11 protein-coding genes are annotated in these 22,433 nt (G+C 46.3%); 9 read left to right on the forward strand and 2 right to left on the reverse strand.

Annotated features, from left to right (window positions below; all coding sequences use genetic code 11):
- Nucleotides 1-46: 46 nt before the first annotated feature.
- Nucleotides 47-970 (forward strand): family 43 glycosylhydrolase, encoded by a 924-nt coding sequence (locus tag LOZ80_RS04355; protein ID WP_238170265.1) that lies wholly within the window; start codon nucleotides 47-49, stop codon nucleotides 968-970.
- Nucleotides 971-1,049: 79 nt separating this feature from the next.
- Nucleotides 1,050-3,419: a glycoside hydrolase family 95 protein gene (locus LOZ80_RS04360; RefSeq protein ID WP_238170266.1), complete on the forward strand. Its 2,370-nt coding sequence runs from the start codon at nucleotides 1,050-1,052 to the stop codon at nucleotides 3,417-3,419.
- A 95-nt stretch (nucleotides 3,420-3,514) separates the two neighbouring features.
- Here LOZ80_RS04360 and LOZ80_RS04365 read toward each other — a convergent pair whose 3' ends face one another.
- Together LOZ80_RS04365 and LOZ80_RS04370 are read right to left on the reverse strand one after the other, a co-directional pair.
- Nucleotides 3,515-4,279, reverse strand: a complete 765-nt coding sequence (locus tag LOZ80_RS04365) for a response regulator transcription factor (RefSeq protein WP_238170267.1) — start codon at nucleotides 4,277-4,279, stop codon at nucleotides 3,515-3,517.
- 14 nt (nucleotides 4,280-4,293) lie between these two features.
- Entirely contained in the window at nucleotides 4,294-6,081 is a 1,788-nt protein-coding gene (locus tag LOZ80_RS04370; RefSeq protein WP_238170268.1) for a sensor histidine kinase, read from the reverse strand.
- Nucleotides 6,082-6,279: 198 nt separating this feature from the next.
- Here LOZ80_RS04370 and LOZ80_RS04375 point away from each other — a divergent pair, with 198 nt between their 5' ends.
- The 7 genes from LOZ80_RS04375 to LOZ80_RS04405 all read left to right on the forward strand — a co-directional run bounded on the left by LOZ80_RS04375 (nucleotide 6,280) and on the right by LOZ80_RS04405 (nucleotide 22,406).
- Nucleotides 6,280-7,632: an ABC transporter substrate-binding protein gene (locus LOZ80_RS04375; RefSeq protein ID WP_238170269.1), complete on the forward strand. Its 1,353-nt coding sequence runs from the start codon at nucleotides 6,280-6,282 to the stop codon at nucleotides 7,630-7,632.
- Nucleotides 7,633-7,726: 94 nt separating this feature from the next.
- Nucleotides 7,727-8,602, forward strand: a complete 876-nt coding sequence (locus LOZ80_RS04380; protein ID WP_238170270.1) for a carbohydrate ABC transporter permease — start codon at nucleotides 7,727-7,729, stop codon at nucleotides 8,600-8,602.
- The gene (locus LOZ80_RS04385) at nucleotides 8,599-9,420 is read left to right on the forward strand and encodes a carbohydrate ABC transporter permease (protein ID WP_238170271.1); all 822 of its coding nucleotides are present in this window, start codon (nucleotides 8,599-8,601) and stop codon (nucleotides 9,418-9,420) included. Before LOZ80_RS04380 ends, LOZ80_RS04385 begins: the two co-directional genes overlap by 4 nt.
- 30 nt (nucleotides 9,421-9,450) lie before the next feature.
- Complete coding sequence (locus LOZ80_RS04390; RefSeq protein ID WP_238170272.1) at nucleotides 9,451-11,901, forward strand: glycoside hydrolase family 31 protein; 2,451 nt, start codon at nucleotides 9,451-9,453, stop codon at nucleotides 11,899-11,901.
- Nucleotides 11,902-11,956: 55 nt separating this feature from the next.
- A complete protein-coding gene (locus tag LOZ80_RS04395; protein WP_238170273.1) occupies nucleotides 11,957-14,680 on the forward strand; it encodes a CBM35 domain-containing protein in 2,724 nt (907 codons plus the stop codon).
- A gap of 290 nt (nucleotides 14,681-14,970) precedes the next feature.
- Nucleotides 14,971-20,778, forward strand: a complete 5,808-nt coding sequence (locus LOZ80_RS04400; protein ID WP_238170274.1) for a sugar-binding protein — start codon at nucleotides 14,971-14,973, stop codon at nucleotides 20,776-20,778.
- A gap of 95 nt (nucleotides 20,779-20,873) precedes the next feature.
- Nucleotides 20,874-22,406, forward strand: coding sequence for an S-layer homology domain-containing protein (locus LOZ80_RS04405; protein WP_238170275.1), 1,533 nt, complete (start codon nucleotides 20,874-20,876; stop codon nucleotides 22,404-22,406).
- Nucleotides 22,407-22,433 lie beyond the last annotated feature (27 nt).

Here is a 22,433-nt window from a genome sequence, read left to right on the forward strand (position 1 = left end):
GCGAATAAGAAGTTCGAACATACTTTATATGGGGAGTGGAGAATGAATGAGATCGCCTTTGTTTAGAGATCCCATTTTTGACGGAGCGGCAGATCCAGTAGTTATTTGGAATCGGCAGACCAAGGAATGGTGGATGATTTATACGAACCGCCGAGCGACTGCAGAGGGAACGGGTGTAGCATGGGTTCACGGAACCGACCTCGGCGTGGCGGTTTCCCGCGACGGCGGCAAGGAGTGGGTATACCGCGGCGTACTGCAGGGGCTGGATATTGAATGGGGAAGAAATACGTTCTGGGCGCCGGAGATCATCTGGCACGATGGATTGTATCATATGTACGTTAGTTATATTCAAGGAGTACCTGATCATTGGGGGCATCCGAGGGACATGCTGCATTATACCAGCCCGAATATGCTGGAATGGACATTTGTCTCCAAGATCAGCTTGAGCTCGGGAAATGTAATTGACGCTTGCATCTACCCGTTGCCAACCGGCGGCTTCCGGATGTGGTACAAAGATGAGGCCAAGCACTCACATATGTATGCGGCAGACAGCAGCGATCTCTATAGCTGGCAGGTTGTGGGTCCGGTCATTACAGAGCGTTCCCAGGAAGGACCGAATGTTTTCCGTTTGGGCGGCTATTATTGGATGATTGTAGACGAATGGCACGGGCAGGGCGTGCACCGTTCCGATGATCTTGAGACGTGGGAACGAAACGGCCTCATTCTCAACCAGCCTGGCAAGCGTGAGGATGACGGGACGATCGGCCTGCACGCAGATGTGGTCGTACAAGGAGAAGAGGGATATATCTTTTATTTCACTCATCCTGGCCGTATTCATGGACATGAGGAAGATTCGGGCTATGAAACGCGCCGCTCGTCCATTCAGGTTGCCAAGCTGGAAGTTGTGAACGGTGTGCTGATCTGTGATCGTGACCAGGAGTTTGTATTACATCTTGGAGCAGAAGATTGATAGGCTTGCTTTCATCATATAGCGATTTAAATCAATAATTCATATATCTATTAATGAATGAGGGGGGCATAAGATCGTCATGAATATCCAATTTCAATCTCCTGCCGTATATTGGACAGAAGCGCTTCCTGTTGGGAACGGCCGATTGGGCGCGATGGTATTCGGCGGCGTTGAGAAAGAGCGCATCGCTCTAAACGAAGATACGCTCTGGTCAGGTTACCCTAAGGATTGGAATAATCCGCGAGCGAAAGAAGTTCTACCTAAGATGCGTGAGTTGATTGCAGCAGAAAAATACGAGGAAGCGGACCAGCTATCCAAGGAAATGATGGGGCCTTACACGCAATCCTATTTGCCTTTCGGAGATTTACATGTAACGATGGCACATGGAGATGTTAAACACCAGTATAGCCGGAAGCTTGATCTGTCTACCGGCATCGTGACTATCACCTGTATCGTTGGCGGTGTTCAGTACACCCGGGAAATATTTGCTTCATATCCCGATCAAGCTATTATCGTGCGTTTAACGTCGAGCAAGGAAAGTATGCTCAGTTTTCGAGCTAAGCTGGAAAGTCCCATTCGTTATGAATCGTCCTTTGACGCCGATCAAAGTATGATATCCGGCACAGCTCCCGAGCAAGTGTGGCCCAACTACTTTGACTCGGATAATCCGATTATGTATGGAGACCCTGAGACATCACAAGCTTTGAAGTTCCATGGCCGGTTGGCTGTGGTGCATGAAGGTGGGACGATGAAGGGGGATGCGGACGGCGTGCACGTTATCGGAGCGACTAGCGCGACTTTGTATTTCAGTGCGGCGACAAGCTTCGATCCAGATGCTGGTGCGAGCTGTTCGACGAGAGATCCGAAACAACGAACAGGTGAAGCAATCGATGCCGTTCGTGCACAACGATATGAAGATATACGTCATCGTCATCTTGAGGATCATAACAAGCTATTTGGCAGAGTTGCCTTGTCTCTGGGCGGGAGCAAAGCATCCTCGGACATGCCGACCGATCGGCGGATCGCCGAATACGGCAGCAACGATCCGGGTCTGGTTGAGCTCATGTTCCATTATGGACGGTACCTGCTGATTGCAAGTTCTCGCACAGGTACTCAGCCTGCTAATCTTCAGGGCATATGGAATGAGGAAATGCGGGCACCATGGAGCAGCAACTATACGCTTAATATTAATGCAGAGATGAACTACTGGCCTGCAGAGTCTTGCAATATGGCGGAAATGCATATACCACTGCTTGAGTTTATCGGCAGGTTGGCGCTCAACGGCAAAAAGACCGCTGAATTGAATTATGGCGCCAGAGGATGGGTGGCTCACCATAATTCCGATCTATGGGCTCAAACGGCACCAGTCGGCAATTATGGCCATGGAGACCCATCTTGGGCGTTCTGGCCGATGGGCGGTGCCTGGTTGACTCAGCATTTATGGGAGCATTATGCCTTCAGCGGCGATGAAGCATTTCTACGGGACAAGGCGTACCCTATCATGAAGGAAGCGGCGTTATTCTGTTTGGATTGGCTCATTGAAGATAAAGATGGGTATTTCATCACTTCACCTTCGACTTCTCCTGAACAAAAATTTCTTATTGGCGATAAGTGTCATGCGGTAAGTGCTGCTTCGACCATGGATTTATCTTTGATAAGTGAATTATTTGATAACTGTATCCATGCGGCAGAACAGCTTAAGATTGATGAAAATTTGGTGATGACACTTGTAGAGACCAAGCAAAAGCTGCTGCCGCTTCAAATCGGTAAGCAAGGCCGTTTGCAAGAATGGTCCAAGGATTTTGAAGACGAAGATGTTCATCATCGTCACGTTTCGCATCTTGTGGGGATTTATCCGGGGCGACTTATTACAGAGCAGTCTGCTCCTGATTTGTTTCAAGCTGCGAAAAAATCGCTTGAAATCAGAGGGGACGGAGGAACGGGATGGAGCCTTGGCTGGAAAATCGGCTTATGGGCAAGATTCAAGGACGGCAATTGCGCGGAGCGGTTAATCTCGAATTTGTTAACGCTTGTAAAGGGGGACGCACCGATGAGTAACGGGGGCGGCGTCTATGCCAATCTGTTTGACGCGCATCCTCCTTTCCAAATCGATGGAAACTTTGCCGCAACAGCAGGGATCGCAGAGATGCTGCTGCAATCGCATCAAGGCTATTTGGAACTCCTGCCGGCATTGCCCGATGTCTGGAAAGACGGGTTTGTCAAAGGATTGCGGGGCAGAGGAGGCTATGAAATCGATTTGGAATGGAACAACGGCTCCTTGTCGAAGGCGGAAATCACAGCTTCAATAACGCAGACTTGCAAAGTGCTAGCCAAGCAGATGGTCAGGGTAACGCAAGATGGAGAAGAAGTGACTTATTCTCAGATGGGCAACGGTTGTATCGGGTTCCATGTTGAAAGCGGTAAACGTTACGTCGTAACGAAATATTGAGGGAACAGGTGTACACGATCCGTGCATCATCCGATCCCCCTCAAGGGGATAAGCTCATCTTGCTGGATGGATCACAAAGCGCACGAAGATGGTAATCACTCATACAAATTTCGATACTCCGTTGGGGTTCTTTCTGTAACTTGTTTAAAAATTCTACTGAAATAATAAGGATCTGGATAGCCTACACGCTGAGAGATTTCTCTGATAGAGAGGTGCTTTTCCTTAGTAAGCAAATATTTGGCGTGATTGATGCGCACTGTTGTCAAGTATTTGGAAGGTGGTCCCCCCGAATGTTTGATAAAGATTTTACTAAGATAAGAAGGATGAAAATTAAAGTGCCTGGAGATCGACTCCAGTGTAATTTCTTCAGAAAAGTTTTCTTTTAAATATAATTGAATCATCTGCACAATTTCTTCAGGTGCGCGCATATGCTTCTCGGAAGAAGGCAGTGACTTAGGTAACTGCCTTTTGTTTTCAATCGACATCTTAATCTTGATTAAGACTTGTTCCAAATCGCTGGTGATGATCGGCTTTAATAAGTACTCGTTCACATTGAATTTAATAGCTTGACGTGCATAATCGAAGTTGTTGTAACCACTGATGATCACTTTTTCTATATGGGGATATTGAAGGGATACTTGCTTTAATAGCTCTAATCCATCAATGGCAGGCATTTGAATATCCGTAAATAAAGCATCGACAGTATTATTTTCAAGAACCTTCAGCGCGGACAAACCGTCTTGAGCAGTACCAATGATGACAAAGGAAGTATCTAGAGATTGAATTTTCTTAACGATATTATTCAAAATCAATTCTTCATCCTCAACGACTACAACGCGAATCTGTGTTGTATGCTCCACTTCGACTCACCCCTTCAACGTTTTCCTCCAACGATAACCTTTGCCCCGCCATCTGGCAGGTTAACGGTTTGCATACACAAATCTGTACGGTAAGAAATTTTCAGCCTGAGATAAATATTCAGCAGCCCCATTCCATCAAGCTGCAGGCCAGGAATGATCCCGGTTTGCTCGATTTCCTGAATCCTATTATTAAATTCAGCGATGGCTCTCTGATCAAACCCAGGTCCGTTATCGGTAACTTCTACGAACCAGTGGTCGTTCTCCTGATACCCTCTCACCTTAATGATCCATGGAGGCAACAGTTTGGATGAGTACTTCAGTGAATTCTCAACAAGTGGTTGAATAATTAATCTTGGAACGGGAATATTTTGCATATTCTCTGCCATTTCAAATGTATACAGAACGTTTTGTTTATGTCTGATTTTAATGCATTCCAGATATTTTTCGGTATAGGCTAGTTCAGTTCCCAATGGGACAAGTGATGAATTATCAGCGGATATGTATCTTAACATCATGGATAAATTCTCAATCATGATGACAATTTGCTCGTTCATATTCTCTTCGGCCATGATGGAAATCGTAGTTAACGTATTGTATAAAAAATGAGGATTCATCTGCGATTGAAGCGCTAACATTTTGGCTTGAAGTTCCTGCAACTGGGACATTAACAATTGGTCCATGGATTCTTTCAGCCGTTCGCTCATCTTGTTAAAAGCGAACTGCAAGCGATCAAGCTCATTTAAACCGCTGTTTAGTTCCAGATGTGTATGAGAGGTGATACCTACTAAATTGGTGGACTTCATAGTGGCATGCATTCTGGCTATGGGCTTTGTGATTCGTTTAGCTGCAAGGTAAGAAAGCGAAATAGCAAGCAGTAGAATAGCGAGACTAACCATGGCGATTTTCTTGGTGAAATCATTTAAGGGGCCTAATAATTGCTGCTCGGAGACAATGAGAGCAATGTTCCAACCTGTGTACTCGGAATGAGAGATACTATAAATTTCTTTCTCATTTGTAATAGGGTTACGGATGTTACTCATAGCCGAAAGGGAGTTGGTTTGCAACAGGCTGAAGTAAGAAATGGATTCCTTAGCTTTGGGGTCAATGGGATAAATAATGTCCCCAACATCATTATATACAAGTACCTTGTGCCCGTTGTTGTGCTTCATGTAATCATTAATGTTGGTAAATAATTTGTCTGCATCTTGCTTGACTTCTACGATACCTTCCGGCGTATTATTAGCATCAAAAAACAACCGAACCAGTGAGATAGAATAAGCATCCTTGGAGGATAAGAATAAGGAGAGTTCGGCATCCTTCTCAGGAATTGTGATGTATTTGCCTTTGGTATTTGCGAGCACCTCTTCATACCAAAGTTGATTAGACAAGTTTACTTTCGTTCTCCGGTTATCGATGCCGGATCCAAACATGTTCCCTTCTAAATCATATAAATTAATCTGCTTAACGGGGAGAGCAGGTCCATTCGCTGCAACCAAAATGTCTGCTAGATCTTTATTGTTATTGATCGAGTCACCAGATCCCTCAGTGAATTTGAGGAATCTGTCTTTCACTAAATTGGAATATAAAATATTCAAGGATACAGAGTCAATTCTTTTTATTTCTAGGTCTAACTTGTCCTGCATGGATTGTGAGAGATTATCAAGAGATTCAACAGCTTTCTTCTTTAATAAATCAGATGACCACATATAAAAAGGTACAACCACTAATGATAATACCACTATGATGATTAAGGAATAGGTCTGAAAAAGAACGAATCGAATGGTACGTTTGTGAATGACCATAGTCTCCTACTGAATACATGAATTAGATTTTTTATGTTTAGTTTGCGGTGTTTATAGTGAATTGTCAAAAGAAATTTGACGGAGGTAAAGAATGTCCAGTTATAAAGCACTGTAAATCCATGGAAGCTGGAAATGAATTGCATATATAATGAAAGCGTAAACAATATCAACCACAAGTGAAAAGGGGAACCGAGAGCAATGAAAAAAACATTTACGGTGATTGTGTCGATCGGGATTATGGCGTCGATGTTGGCAGGATGTGGAAGTAAAGAGGAGACCGTAACACCAGCAGCTTCAAGCAGTGCTGCCGATAGTGCGAAACCTACAGAAAAGCCTAAAGAAAAAGTAACACTGACCTACATGGCTAGCCAAGATTGGATAAAGGATTCCGAAATGCAGCTTGCAAAGAAGTTTGAAGCAGAGACAGGGATTCATATTGATTATCAAATCGTTCCATCAGATCAGTACCAGAATATTTTGAAGACGAAACTCAATGCGAAGGAAGCCCCGGATATCTTCGGTGGACAGGACGGACAGCTGGATTTGAACAATTTGTACGGTGTCGAAAAAAATGCGGTTGATTTAAGTGGTGAAGAATGGATACAACGAGAAGACCCTCTTTTCGTAGAACAAGGATCTTATAATAAAAAGGTGTATGCGCTGACCATTTGGGATCCAAGTTATGACTGGGTTGTCGTATATAACAAAAAAATATATGAAAAGCTAAACCTAAAAGTACCGACGACTTATGCTGATTTTAAAGCGGCATCAGAGAAGATCAAGTCTGCAGGCATGACGCCTATTTATGAACCTGTCTCTGATGGTTGGCATCATGTGCTCTGGTTTCCTGAACTTGGGGCTAAATACGAAGAAGCAAATCCTGGACTAACGGCTAAGCTGAATAGTAACAAGGAGCAATTCGCGAACGTTCCGATTATGGAGCAGGCACTTACGCAACTCAATGAACTTGCGAAGTCAGGTTACATGGGAGATAACTACTTTTCAAATACGTACGCCGATACAGAAAAGAACATGGCAAGCGGCAAATTTGCTATGACGGTATATAATCTTGGGCTGCCTGCGCAGATCGAAAAAGCGTTCCCAGAGGTTAAAGCGGATACATTCGGCTATTTCTTGATGCCGCTTGCTGACAATCAGATATTAAATGTGAACCCTGCTGCGCCAAGTAAATTTATTTATTCAGGATCCAAACATATTGATTTGGCAAAAAAATATTTCCAGTATCTGACGAAGCCAGAAAACTTGCAATTCTATTTGGATAACGAACCGAAGTTCTTAGCTTTGAATTTCAAAGATATTAAAAACCGTTACACACCTGATCAAAAGGCATTCTTCGATACGTATGGCAAAAAACAAGGGACCGTGTATCAAACATCGATTAGTTACCTAAATCCGCAATGGATGGATATGGGGAAAGACATTTCAGCGATGTTTGCAGGGAAAATGCAGCCTAAGGATATTTTGAAAAGCATCGACAAAAGAAGAAGCGAAGCCGCAAAAGCAGCGAAAGACCCAGCTTGGGCACAATAATTTGTTTCAAGTATAAATCAGATCAGCCCAGTAGATAGGATAATGCCTCTTGCTGGGTTGTTACTGAAGATAATATGGAGTGGAGAGTCCTACAATGAACAAAAGCATATATCCCTTTTACTTTTCAATTGGCGCATTGGTACTGTATCTGCTCTTTTTTGTAATTCCAGGCTTTATGGGAATTTACTTTTCTTTTACGGATTGGAACGGTTATAGCGAAGGAATTGAATTCATTGGACTTGATAATTTTCGAACGATCTTCTCAGGGAATGAGAAATACGTATCCTATTTAAATCATACAGTTACGTTCACGATAACAACGGCCATACTGAAAACGGGAATCGGGCTCTTCCTCGCTCTGATCTTAAATCATGGCATTAAAGGTAAAAACTTTCATCGTGTTGTTATCTTTATGCCAGTTATCGTTCCTACTTTAATTGTAGGATTAATTTTTAAATCCGTCCTGCATCCTGAAGTTGGATTAGTCAATGAGTTTTTAAGATCCATCGGTTTGGGAGCTTTGGCTAAAAGTTGGCTGACGGATATCCATTTGGCATTTAAATCCATTATTGCTGTCGATACCTGGAAAGGAGTCGGTTATATCATGGTCATTCTGTTGGCAGGTCTCCAAGCCATTCCGGATATGTACTATGAGGCCGCGGAGATCGATGGTTCCAATTTCTGGAATAAATTCAGGCATATCATTCTACCACTTTTGATGCCAGCGCTTACGGTTACGACGGTTCTAAATTTTATATATGGATTCAAAGTATTTGATATTGTGTACGCGCTTACGAATGGTGGACCGGGTTACGAAACAGAAGTACTGTATACTGGCGTGTTTAAGGAATTTTCCCTCGGTCGTTATGGTGTAGGTACTGCTTTGTCTACAGTCATGTTTCTCGTCATGATCGTGATTGGCTTTTTTGCAGTCAAATGGATGAGCAGAGAAGATGAGGTGGGCAAATGAGGCTGAACATTGTGAAGAATGGTTTGAAAAATATGGCTGCTTGGATCGTGAGCATCATCACGCTAGCTCCACTCCTGTTAATTGTGATTAATTCTTTAAAGGATAAAACGCAGGCCAGTTCGATGGGTTTTGATTTGCCTAAACAACTACATTTCGAGAACTTTCTGGTCGTTATTGAAAAAGGGAAATTAATTCGTTCTCTCTTGAACAGCTTATTTTATACCGGAGCTTCTACGATTTTGTGCATTTTATTAGCTGCAATGGCAGCCTATATTTACGCTAGAAATCGTTCAAGATGGAATCGCTTTTTTTACTATTTCTTAATTTTAGGTATTGCCATACCCATCAATTATTTTACATTAACGAAGATGATGCAAATGACTCATTTAATGAATACGCAAATCGGAATTATTATTCTGTACGCAGTCGTGCAACTTCCTTTCAGTGTATTTATTTTATATGGATTTGTCGGAACTGTCCCCAAAGAACTCGACGAATCCGGTATTATTGATGGTTGCGGCCCGCTAAAGCTATTCTTCTCTATCATATTTCCATTATTGATGCCTGCAGTCGTGACAACATTTATTCTGGCTTTCATTAATTCATGGAATGAATTCTTACTTCCGCTTTACTTCTTAAACAATGCCAAACAGTGGCCCATGACGTTATCCGTCTATAATTTCTTCGGCCAATATCAAATGGACTGGAATCTAGTTAGTGCTGATATTGTAATGACCTGTCTACCTGCTGTTATTTTGTATTTATTAGGTCAGCGATACATTATTTCAGGTATGACATCTGGCTCGGTAAAAGGTTAGTGAATTGACATTGTATTGACAAGGAGAATCATGATGCAAATCATTCGACATATGGTGCAGACAGATCGTCTGCTATTAGAAACGGCAAGCGGAAGAATCATGCTCGTGCCTTATTCCAACAAGATCATTAGGATTCGATATACATTAAATGCTGAATTTAGTACCCAAGAAAGTCTAATGATTACAGCCTTGCCTGATCCGAAGATTGCCTTCACCGTAGAAGATCGGGATAGTCATTTATTAGTTTCAACAGCTGAACTGACAATCCGTATCTTAAAAAAGACGGGGGCTTTTACATATCTGGATGCATTAGGTGCTGTGTTAACCAAAGAGCCAGATCGTAGAGGCAAAACGCTTGTCCCCATGGATGTTACGAAATCCGTGTTTGATGAATCCGCCAATATTGAAGCTGGACAGGGAGCCGATGGCCTGCGTGTCCGAGCCGACAACGTGACCAAAGTGAGAGATCGAAAAGCATTTCATACCAAGCTTGAGTTTGAATGGATGGAAGATGAGGCTTTATACGGCTTGGGTTCGCACGAAGAAGGCATAATGAATTTGCGGGGAACGCATCAATACTTATATCAACAAAATATGAAGGCGGTTGTTCCCGTACTTGTTTCTACGCGTGGATACGGGATTGTAGTGGACAGCTATTCCATGATGATGTTTCGTGATGATGCTTATGGTTCCTATTTATGGACTGAAGTGGACAATGAAATGGATTATTATTTCATTCATGGTCCGGAGATGGACAGTATCGTGCAAGGGATCCGTCAATTAACTGGAAAAGCGCCGATGCTGCCCAAGTGGTCGTTCGGTTATGTCCAGTCCAAAGAACGTTATACGTCGCAAGAAGAATTGATAGCCGTTGTTCGCGAGTATCGTGAACGGGGACTGCCGCTTGATTGCATTGTGTTGGATTGGAAGTCCTGGACTGGGGAACTCTGGGGTCAGAAAACGCTCGATCCAGAGCGTTTCCCAGATCCGAAAGCCATGGTGGAAGAGCTTCACGGGATGAATGCGCGGTTAATGGTTTCTATCTGGCCCATTATGAATCCTCAGAGCGATAACAATAAGGAAATGAATGAACATGGTTGCTTGCTGGGCAATCAGGCAACGTATGACGCTTTCCAGGAAAAAGGTAGACAATTGTATTGGAAACAGGCAAACGAAGGTCTTTTTGTAAATGGCATTGATGCTTGGTGGTGTGATTGCACAGAGCCTTTCGAAGCAGATTGGCATGGATCTGTCAAGCTTGAGCCCGAACAACGGATGCAGATTAACACAGAAGAAGCAAAGCTTTATCTTGATCCGGAGTTCATTAATGCTTATTCCTTGCTGCATTCCAAAGGCATTTATGAAGGACAACGCCAAACCACTGAGAGCAAACGCGTCGTGAACCTGACACGTTCAGCTTATGCAGGGCAGCATCGTTATGGAACGGTAACATGGTCGGGGGACATTGCGGCAAATTGGGAGACGCTGCGGAAGCAAATCCCAGCTGGATTGAATTTTTGCGCAACAGGATCGCCATATTGGACGGTGGATATCGGAGCTTTCTTTGTCCAAAACAAACCTGATCTGTGGTTTTGGAATGGCGATTACGACACAGGCACTCAGGATATGGGGTACCGAGAATTGTATGCTCGCTGGTTTCAGTACGGTTCGTTTCTTCCTATGTTTCGCTCTCATGGAACGGATACCCCCAGGGAGGTATGGCGATTTGGTGAGCCCGGTGAGCCTGTATATGATGCCATTGTTAAATTCCTCCGTCTTCGATACGAATTAATGCCATACATCTATTCCTTATCTGCCCACGTTCATCACTATGATTATACGTTCATGCGAGCGTTATCATTTGATTTCAGGCATGATCCGAACACATATAACATTGGGGATCAGTTTATGTTTGGTCCTGCTTTTTTAGTAAATCCAGTTACTGAACCTATGTACTACAATAGTGATTCTGAAGTGCTAGAAGGTGTGAAGAAAACCAGAGATGTTTATCTGCCAACAGGAACGGAGTGGTACGATTTCTGGACCAATCGCATCTTTGAGGGTGGGCGAATGATAGAAGCTGAGGCTCCACTTGACCGTATACCGCTTTATGTGAAGGCTGGATCGATCGTGCCTATGGGCGGTAGTATTCAGTTTGCTGAAGAACGTACGGATGATAACAGACACATTCGTGTCTACACGGGGCAACACGGATCATTCGATTACTATGAAGACGAAGGAGACAATTATAACTATGAAAAGGGTGTTTATGCACTAATTCCTATGGTGTGGGATGAGGAGAACCGTACTTTCATCATCAAAGAGCGGATAGGCTCTTATCCCGGGATGAACCCCAATCAGTCATTTAACCTAACATTTTTTGGTGTTAATGATGGTGATGGATCTCTCAAAGAGGCAGAGAAGACAACGCAAATTCACTACACAGGAAACTATACAGAAATCACGCTCGAAGATTTGTAAGATGCGATGATTTTGAAAAAGACGGTTTAATAAAAAAGTATAGGGAGGCAATATTGTGTCAACTCTTCGCTTAACTTATCAACACTGCCGTTTCCTTGGGTTCATTCTGCTGATAATATGCCTAAGCGTTCCCGTACTCTCTTTGCCACAGCAAGTTAGTGCGGCCGTGCAAGCAACTTATTATGTTTCTCCAACAGGCAATGATACAAGTCCGGGTACACTGTCCTCACCTTTTCTGACGATTGAGAAAGCTCGGGATACGGTTCGAACGTTAAGCAATGCAATGACCGGGGATATCGTTGTATATGTAAGAGGAGGTACGTTCTTCCTAGGCAGTACGATCAATTTTAACGCAACCGACTCTGGTAAGAACGGATTTCAAATACGCTACGAAGCTTATCCAGGTGAGAAGCCCGTTATTAGTGGAGGCGTCAAGTTGACGGGTTGGACGCAAGATACGACGAATACCAATGTATATAAGGCACCACTCCCAAGAAATAAAAAGTTAAGAGCTTTATATGTCAATGGTCAGAGAGCCTTTATGACAAGCAAGACGATTAACGCTCTTGGCGGTTATGGATCTTATTCGATTACGGCTGGCCAGGCATCATGGGCTTGGGCAAGCGGCACCCAGAATGCAGGAACGAAATTCAATGCGACTGACTTGCCTATCACAACGAGAAACCAATCGGATATTGAACTCGAAACACAAATGACCTGGAATCGTGTCATTGTTGGCGTAGATCGTATCTCGAATATTGGGAACGGGCAGGTAGCTGCCATGTTGCAGCAGCCTTACGGTTCCATAGCGCAGCGCATTAATTGGTCGCCTTATAATACGAGCGGTTCTCAGAATGTCTACAATGTGTTTGAATGGCTTACCAGCCCAGGCAAATTTTATTATGACCGGGCTAATCAGACCGTCTATTATTATCCACGAGCCGGTGAGAATATGAGTACAGCAGAAGTCATCGCCCCTAATCTGGAAACATTGATCAATATTCAAGGCACACCGATTACCGGACGTGTGCAGAATCTTACGTTCAAAGGCATTAGTTTTGCACACTCTGACTATAACTTGTATCAAGTTGGGAACTCGTTCGGGGCAGCGACTGTGCAGGCAGGAACCATTGTAACCGCATATGGAAATCCAAACTGGCATCGCGATTTTTATCGGAATTATGATGTTTTCCCTGGTGCAGTCGAGGTTAATGCAGCCAATAACATTCAGTTCCTTGACGGAGAGATCAAACTAACAGGTGCAGATGGGCTTGTTCTGGAAAATGATGTGCAAAACATCCTGGTTTCTGGAAACTTGATGTATTCGACGGGCGGTGCTTCGGTATCCGTAGGTCATCCGCAGCATGTTTATGTCAATGATCCATCTACCTACCAAGTGTCGGACGGGGCGCCCGTGTCCAAGGAGAAGTTCGCAACCGGGACTGAGGCAGTTCCGAAAAATATTACGATTACGAATAACTATATGTTAGACGCTTGCAAACTATTTTTGGGTCATTCGCCGATTACCGCATTTTTTACAGATAGTTTGAACGTAAATCACAACAGGATCGAGAATTCGCCGTATTCTGGGATAACCTTGGGCTGGGGATGGTCGAATTTCAATGGAAATTCTGTCTCCACATTGCCGAATATTCCAACAACAACAGCGAAAAACAACAATATCAGCTACAACCAATTCGTAGATACCATGCAAGTTTTGAACGATGCAGGACCGATTTACACGTTGGGGGATATGCCCGTTACTACCATCACCAATAACTATATGAAAGGTGTTCCTGCAGGTCATAAATATGCGCTTCATCCAGATGAAGGTTCAGCTAATATTTCCATGCAGAATAATGTAATGAACATCAATCCAGGAGTCACATGGACGCTGAATTCTGATAACTCAGCAACATTCGGGTATAAACATGATCTGAACTTTACGCAAAACTATGCAACTGTTAATAAAATCTCCAACAAAAATGTGCCCAATAGCGTGATTCAAGATGTGAGCGTCTATGCGGATAACGTATGGCCGTTGCAAGCTTATAATATTACGCTGAATTCTGGCGTGTCTGATCCGTACAGAAATCTTATTACGCCAAATGGAGTTGCTTTGCAGGATTATGTGTTGCCAGCTAGTGTTTTTGTGGACGCATCGACGACATCTCTGGGTATTAAATCAGCGGGAGATGTAAGTAAATTCGTTTGGCTTGCGCCTGCAGGGACGACGAATTTCTCAGAAGGTGCAACAATGAAGAAAGCAAGCGGTGTGGCTACGTCGATTTCAGTACCACAGACTTCCGGTACGTATAAAATATATATTGTAGATTCTCAGGGTAATCGTTCTGCTGAATCTGTTAACGTGGTAAGAGTAACCGCCGCCCCTTCGGGAAGCGTATTTGAAGCAGAGGCTGCACAGTTATCGGGCGGAGCCAAAGTAAATACGGATCACCTAGGCTATGCGGGAAGCGGATTTGTTGATGGATTCTGGAATTCAGGAGCAACTGTAACCTTTAGTGTTAATGTTGCAAGCGCAGGAAGCTACCGCGTAAATGCCCGTTACGCTAATGCCCAAAATAGTCCTTCTACAGTCAGCCTGTATTTGAACGGAACGAAAGTCAAGCAGTCAAGCTTCCCGAAACTTGCCAACTGGGATACTTGGGGGAATCAAATGGAAGTTGTGACATTAAACGCGGGGGTTAATACGATTGCTTACAAGTATGACACAGGCGATACAGGATGGATAAACCTTGATAATATATTAGTTCAGTAACCGTTAAACTTCCATTGTTATTGCGCTCAAGTACGTTGCCAAATTGTACTTGGGCTTTTCCTTGTCTTACCTTGGCATTCTATTACTATGTCCAATCAATGTTCCTACAAAATTCTTTCCGGCCGTATGATTGTCTCTGTACGAAAGAGTCGTGAAAAACTACAATGAACTCAGAAATGATATCGCTTACAAAACACTGTTGCGTTCGTAAAGGAAGGGGGTGATTCGAACAAAACTCCTACTGGCGTGCTAACCAGAACAGTTTTAAATTTCAAATCCAAGGAGGTTTTATGAAAGTGAGAAAAAGAGCATTCAATTGGATGATGACTATGGTAATGGTATTTTCCATGCTCCCATTTTCAGGGTCGGTAGTCACGGCTGCCAGTGCGCCAAGTGCAACTATTTATGTGGCTACAAATGGCAATGACAACACAGGGGACGGAACACAAGCAAAGCCGTACAAAACGCTTGCCAAGGCAAAAACAGTAGTAAGGACTCTGCCTAAGACCGGCGGTGATATCGTCGTTCAAATTGCGGATGGATATTATTCGCTTGATGAAACCCTAGTTTTTGACAAGGATGATTCCGGAAGTGCAAGTAGCACGATTCGCTATGAGGCGGCGCCGGGTGCGAAGCCGGTAATCAGCGCTGGTGAAATGTTGAAAAAAGGTGTATGGACAGAAGCTGTTGGCCTTACCCAGACTGGCGGCTTAAAGGCGTATAAAACGACCCTTAACCGGAGCGATAAGCTGCGCGCACTCTATGTGAACGATAAGGGCGCCACCATGACGAAGAGCTCGGAAATAGCTTCGGCCAACAGAACCGTCACCGGGACCCCCACAGCCAGCTTTACCGCTGCCAATAACCCTTGGGCTTGGCAGAACGGCACCAACATCCGGGCGGGTATCGTATTCGATGCCAGCGTAGGTCTGACGACGGCAACGAAAAACCCCCAAAACATCGAAGCCGAAAGCACGGGCGGCTCCACCGCCAGATGGGCGAGGCCTTTTATCACCTTCGCGTCGATCGAACAGGCGCCGGCAGCCAGCAACAAGCCCGGCGGTATCATGTTCCGGTTCCAGATGCCATATGGGTTCATTTCACAGTCTTTGGGTAATAACACGCAATACAATCCTGGTAACAATCAAGTCATCCGCAACGCTTTCGAGTTCTTCAACAAACGCGGAGATTTCTATTTCGACCAGGCGGAAAGCACGCTTTATTACATCCCGCTTGCAGGCGAAGATATCAATACCGCCGACGTGGTCATTCCAAGGCTTGAGACGGTCCTCGACATAAGAGGGATCCCTGTAGGAGATCGGTTGAACCCTGTTGCGGGCTCGGATAATGGACGTGTCAAAAACATAACCTTCAACGGGCTGAAATTTGCCCATACCGACTACAAACTGACTGAACTGACGGGCACATATACACTTAGCGACGGATCCGGTCCGGTAACGACCAGTTCCCGTGGCTATGCGTCCGTTCAGGGCTCTATCGTGAACAAAGTTTACTTCCCCAGCAGCATAAACTGGCATGAGACTTTCTACCGAGGCTATGACATCCCGCCGGCAGCGGTAATGATCAACGCAGCGAGGAACATCAAAGTGCTGAACGGCGAGATCGGGCTTACCGGATTTAATGGCATCCATGTAGAAAACGATGCCAAGGATATCGAAATCTCGGGCAACTATATCGTAGATACGCTCGCTTCCGGCATTGTAATCGGACATCCGCAGCATATCTATGAAAACGATGTGGCGATTACGCATGAATCCAGTGTTTCGGTCTCTGGCACGCCAATAAGGAACTGGGCTGGCGTTGATAAGGAAAAATTTACGGCGGGTACGGAAGCCGTGCCGGAGAATATTTATATTACAAATAACTTTTTGTACAGGACTTGCTATGGATTCCCGGGCGCCAACGCACTGGCTTCTTTCTACACAACGAATATGCAGGTACTGCACAACTACATTTATGACACCACTTACGGCGCCATGAGCATCGGCTGGGGCTGGGACGAGTATGATGGGTTCGGCTTTACCGCCCAAGGCACCAACAAGACCGGCGGCCCTTACAATGGTACGAGTGAAACGAGCATCGCAAGGTCTCCAGCAATATCTACGACCTCCAGGAATAACAAAATAAACTTTAACCGGATAGAGCAAATTTGCACGGTAGTTAACGACTCCGGAGCCATTTACTCACTGGGACGGCAGGGCGATCCGGGTAATTTGCCGGGCGGAGGGACATGGGACACCATCAACACCGTCTACCCTTTGACAAACGACCCCGTCACCAACAAGAATAGTAACTGGAATTCTGACAACTGGACGAATTTCACCGAGATGAACTACAACTTCCTTAACCCTAATCCAACTGACAAACCCACGGACTCCAACAACTGGATGAACGGGTTCCATCCTGACGAAGGCAGCACGTTCATTAAGATGATAGGCAACGTCGTGCAGGCAAAGCTCTCTTATGCCGCGGGGCAGAGCCGTCTTATTGAGTTTAACAACTGGAAGCGCAAAAGCGATATGATTATGGTCCAAGGTTACGTAGACGGGGATAACAACCAGAATGGCGCCCCCAGGACTACTTATGACAATTACAAAAGCACAAGCCGCATTTGGCCACTTAAGGGCAACGAAATCGTTTTGAATTCGGGCCTTACCAACGAATACACGAAGATGATCCCAAGGAGCCTCATTGCCGATACCGAGTTTGAGCTGGCTTCCAACGTCATCATGGGTAAAGGTGAAAAGCTGAACCGCAGGGGTCTGCTAAAAGCTCAAGACACAGTTTGGATCGCGCCTGCGAACACAACTGTCTTTAATGAAGGCAATACGATGACAAAAGCTGCCGGCGACGTAAAGTCAATCAACGCTCCGTCTACCGCAGGAGAATACAAACTATATATCAAATATGGAGACGGCAGAGAAACAGCCACTTCCAAGTATACGGTATACGTCGACGCGAGCGGTTCAGCAACCAATGTGGAAAATGGGAAAAGCTACGATGTTTCAGCGGTACGGCCGCTTAAACTGACTTTGAGTAATGAATACACCTTTACGCTTAACGGCAAGGCCGTGGCGAATGGGTACGAAATCCGCACCGCAGGAAGCTGGACCTTGGTAGGCAGCACTTCGATGCCTGCAATAACCCTCAACTTTACCACCACAGTATCGGTGGCGAATAGGCTGCTCCCGGCTGACGTGTCAGCAGCCCCCGGCGGGAAAGTCAGGTTTGCGTACGATTTGGACGACGCCACAAAACAGATATGGATTTCCTCATCGAGCGACGGAAATTTTATTGAAAGCGATAAAGAAACAATGGCCTCCGGCAACATGGTAGAGATAACCGCGCCCAAGTTGCCCGGTCCATACATTATTTATGTACGGTCGAAAGAAGGCGATGTACTCAGCCAGTCGCACGCTCGTGTTGTGGTGCGCGATATGACGCCTGCCGATATTCCTAGAAATGGTCTTGACTTATGGCTCAAGGCCGATGAGGGCGTGGAAAAAGATAGCAGCGGCAACGTGACTGGATGGACAAATATGGGAAGCGTCCCGGCGAAGCTTGTCCCAGCGAACGTCCCCGGCAGCGGCGGCGATAATCTTGGAACACCAAGCGGCAACCCCACGCTAAAGAACGATGGATACGACTATGTAGATTTCGCAGCGCTGTCAAGGCCGCTAAAAGCTGCAGGTTTTAAAAATTATAACGGCAGTACGCAGATGACGATATACGCGCTGGTTAGACCAACAACCACAGCCAACAACTCCAGTGACCAAAGTGGCCTTGTTTATTTCGGATTGAACGAGGCTTACCAAACTTGGGCGGCCAACAGCGGTTGGAGCGGTATTAATCTAGGTGTAGGCACAAACAGAGTCAACATCCGCTTTGGTAACACGGATGGCGGCGTATCGGGCGGCGGGCAACAAATTGCAACAACAGCCACTGACGGTCTTGCCAGCGTTCGGGCGCAGCTAAACGGAACCAATAGAGCCGTTTTTGTTAATAACAATGTCATCGGCACTGGAACCAACGCTAAGGCGCTTTTAGGGAACAGCCCGGATCTGGGCGTAGGTTACACGATGGCGGCTGCAACCCCCTACCGCTTCCTGGGCAGGGTCTCGCAGATTCTCATCTACGACAGGGTGCTGACAGCTGACGAAGTTACGAAAGTAGAAACCTATTTTAACAATGTCAAAGCGGGCCGTGGTGGACCCGCGAACCCAATCGTCTCAGCGGTCGACAAAACCTTGCTGACCGCCTTGATTGAGTCCGCCAATAACAAGGAAGCTACCATTTATACAAGCAATTCATGGAACGCTTTTGCAAGCGCTTTAAGTGAGGCCAAAACTGCTGCCTCAAATGGTGAGATCGGGCAGACAGCAGTGGACAATTCATATTACGCGCTGCGTAACGCGATCAAAGCGCTTCAAGTGGTACCAAGCGGAGTTGCGACTGCCGTATACGGTACGCCTGTTCTCGGCGGGGCCGTGCTCGACCTACTCTGGGATAAGACCGCTACGCTGCCGATCCTTAAGCATCTGACAATGGCGAACGGTCAGACGGACGGCTCCGCTAAAGTGCTATGGGACGATACTAACCTGTATGTTCTGGTGCGTGTAAAATCCCCTGAGCTGAACAACAGCAGCAGCAACGCGTGGGAGCAGGACTCGGTCGAGATCTTTGTGGATGAGACCAATAGCAAACAAACCTCCTACGGCACAGGTATGGGACAATACCGTATTAACTATCTTAATGTGAAAAGCTTTAATCCAGGCAGTATCAGTGCGGGTTTTGAGTCTTTTGCCAAAGTCGTAGATGGCGGTTATTACATTGAAACTAAGATCCCCTTTAAAGCTGCTGTTCCTACGGTTGATCGTGTAATTGGATTTGATTTGCAGATCAATGACGCGAAAGCAACTGGTGGCCGTCAGGACGTTATCATGTGGCACGACGTGACCGGACAGTCCTATGCTAACGGTTCACAATGGGGTGTGGTTACACTTGTGGGCAAGCCACCGGTGGTCTCCGGCGCGGCCGGAGCGACCTCCATCACGACGAAAGCCGGCACGCTGCAAATGTTGGCGGGAGTGCCCGTTGTATGGTCGGTAACCGCAGAAGACGGTTCGGAGACAAATGCGGCGATCATCAGCGAGACGGGATTGCTGTCGGCCAAAAAGAATGGCGTCGTGAAAGTAACGGCGAAAGCCAGCGGGTCCAGTTTGAGCGGCAGCGCGCTGATCTCAATCAGCGGTCAAGAAGGCGCGTTGCTGAGCGGAGCGGCTTCCATCGTATCCGGGCAACCATTCAAATTGAACTTTGGCTTGAACAACGTGACGTCCAACGTCTATGCGATCGATCTAACTGTTCGTTACGACCCTGCGAAGGTGGAATACGTGTCAGGCATCTCTCTGGTAAACGGCTTCTCGATCGTGCTTGACCATGAAGGCACTTCGGGCGGCGGTGAGGCCAACATCCGATTCATTGCCGCAAGCGTGGGCCAGGCCATTTCCAATACGGACAATTTGTTGGAACTGAGCTTCAAGGCCAAAGACGTCGGTGCGACTGTTGAGCTTAACGCTATCACGGTCGATCATGTCATCATCTCGGACGGCGTCACCGAAACGCAGGTAAGCTCGGCCAGCCATAACGTGAAGATTGAAGTTATCGGCAAGACGGCTCTGAGCGCGGCAATTGCCGTGGCCAACAGCCGCTTGACCGGCGCCATAGAAGGATCGCTCCTTGGACAATACGCGCCTGGTTCCAAAGCGCTGCTGCAAACAAAGCTGGCTGCCGCCAACGTCGCGCTGGCCGATCCGGCCATGTCCCAGGCAGGAATTCAAGAAGCGGCAACTCAGTTGGAAGCAGCGACATCCGTATTCAACGGATCGTTAAAAACGTTGTCGGGATCAAGCGTGTTGACCATCGGGGATTTGGCGGTCATTGGAAAACACTACGGGCAAAGCAACGCGGACATCAATTGGACGTTGTACAAGGCGCTCGGTATTACTACGCCGCGTCCGATCGGGGTGCAGGATCTGGCGGCGGTCGCTTACCGCATCTTGGGAATCTCGCAGTAATCGAGCCGGGTCCATAATTTAACGATAGGCTAAACGGTTGGGAGGAGGTGCTTTCGCGCCTTCCTCCCCCATCCATTTGGAGAGGAAGTTGACGAATGAGACAAACTAAGAGAATGACTGCGCTGTTGCCTGTTTTTCACCAGATTCGAATCGTCTGCTTAAGTTTTTTGCTGGCCGGTTCGTTTCTGTTAAGCGTGTTTTCCTTGACGACTCTGGTCGCTTACGCCGCTCCGGCGTACACGCTTTCCGTTTCGAACAATCAGCCAATCACCGGCCGTGAAGTCAGAGTCCAGGTGATCGGTCAGGGTCTATCCGATGTGTACGCGACAGAGCTTCAAGCGACGTTCAACACCGATCATTTGCGATTCATAAGCGCATCCAGCACCCGATTCGGTTATGCCGTTACGCCTGCCGTAAACGGCAGCCAAATTGTATTGGCGTTTACGAAAGTCGGACCGATATCCGGAGAGACAGGGACGGTCGTGCTGGCGGAAATGGTTTTTGAGGCGACGGCATTGGGAAGCGGAACGGTCGAGCTGAAAAAAGTAGAAACCGTGGACAGTGCAATTAACGTTGTCGATTTCGACGCGAACGCGATTGCGAGCTTGAGGGTGGTCGCGACGTCGAACGATTCGGGCCAGGGCAACCCGGGGCAGACTTCCTCTGTCTCGACCCCAGAACCAGAAGGCGTTAAGGTGCAAAAAGACACAGGCGGTAAGGTAGAGAATAATGGGGCGGCAGTTAACTTGCCGGCAGGAGCAGTAGGAAGTGACATATATGTGAGCATTAAAAAGCTGAGCGACACCTCACACCTGAAGCCGGATCCAGATTTGAAGCTGGCTGGAGATGTGTACGAGATTATCAAGGATGTAGCAGGACCGTTCCAAAAACCAGTCACGATCACCCTTCCGTTCAACACCAGCTTGTTGGATGATGAGCATGAGGTGGCATTGTACTGGTACAACGAAGAAACCGCCAAATGGGTCAAATTGGACGATATTAAGATCGACCTGGTGAAAGGCACCGTTTCCGGCAGTGTGACGCACTTCACCAAGTTTGCCGTATTGGCGTCAGCAAAGTCAGCATCTGTCAAACCTCCGGCCTTGACCGATATTAAAGGACATTGGGCGGAAGCAGGTATCCAAAAACTTGTAAAAGCAGGCGTGATCGACGGCTATCAAGACGGCACATTCCAGCCTGATTCAACCGTAACAAGATCCGAGTTCGTATCCATGATCGTCAGAGTGTTCCACTTGACGGCAACAGGTGGAACTGCATTCTCCGACACCGGTAGCCACTGGGCAAAGGATGCAATTGCAATAGCATCCGCAATGGGGATTGTAGTCGGCTATGAGGACGGAACCTTCGGCCCGGATGACAACATCACCCGGGAACAAATGGCCGTAATCCTTGCACGTGCCGCACAGTTGGCATCTGCCAACAGCGGCTTGGACTATAAGGATAGTGGAGACGTATCCGCCTGGGCACAAGGGCCGCTTGCGGCTTTGACCGCTAAGGGTGTGCTGAACGGCTACGAAGACGGTACGCTGAAGCCGAAGGCATTCAGCACCCGCGCAGAAGCGGCGGTTAGTATGATGAGGATTTTGGATGCTCAACAGGTACAATAACGCAGTTTTAAATTTCAATTCTGAGGA

The organism is Paenibacillus sp. HWE-109 (assembly GCF_022163125.1).
Taxonomy (GTDB): Bacteria; Bacillota; Bacilli; order Paenibacillales; family NBRC-103111; genus Paenibacillus_E.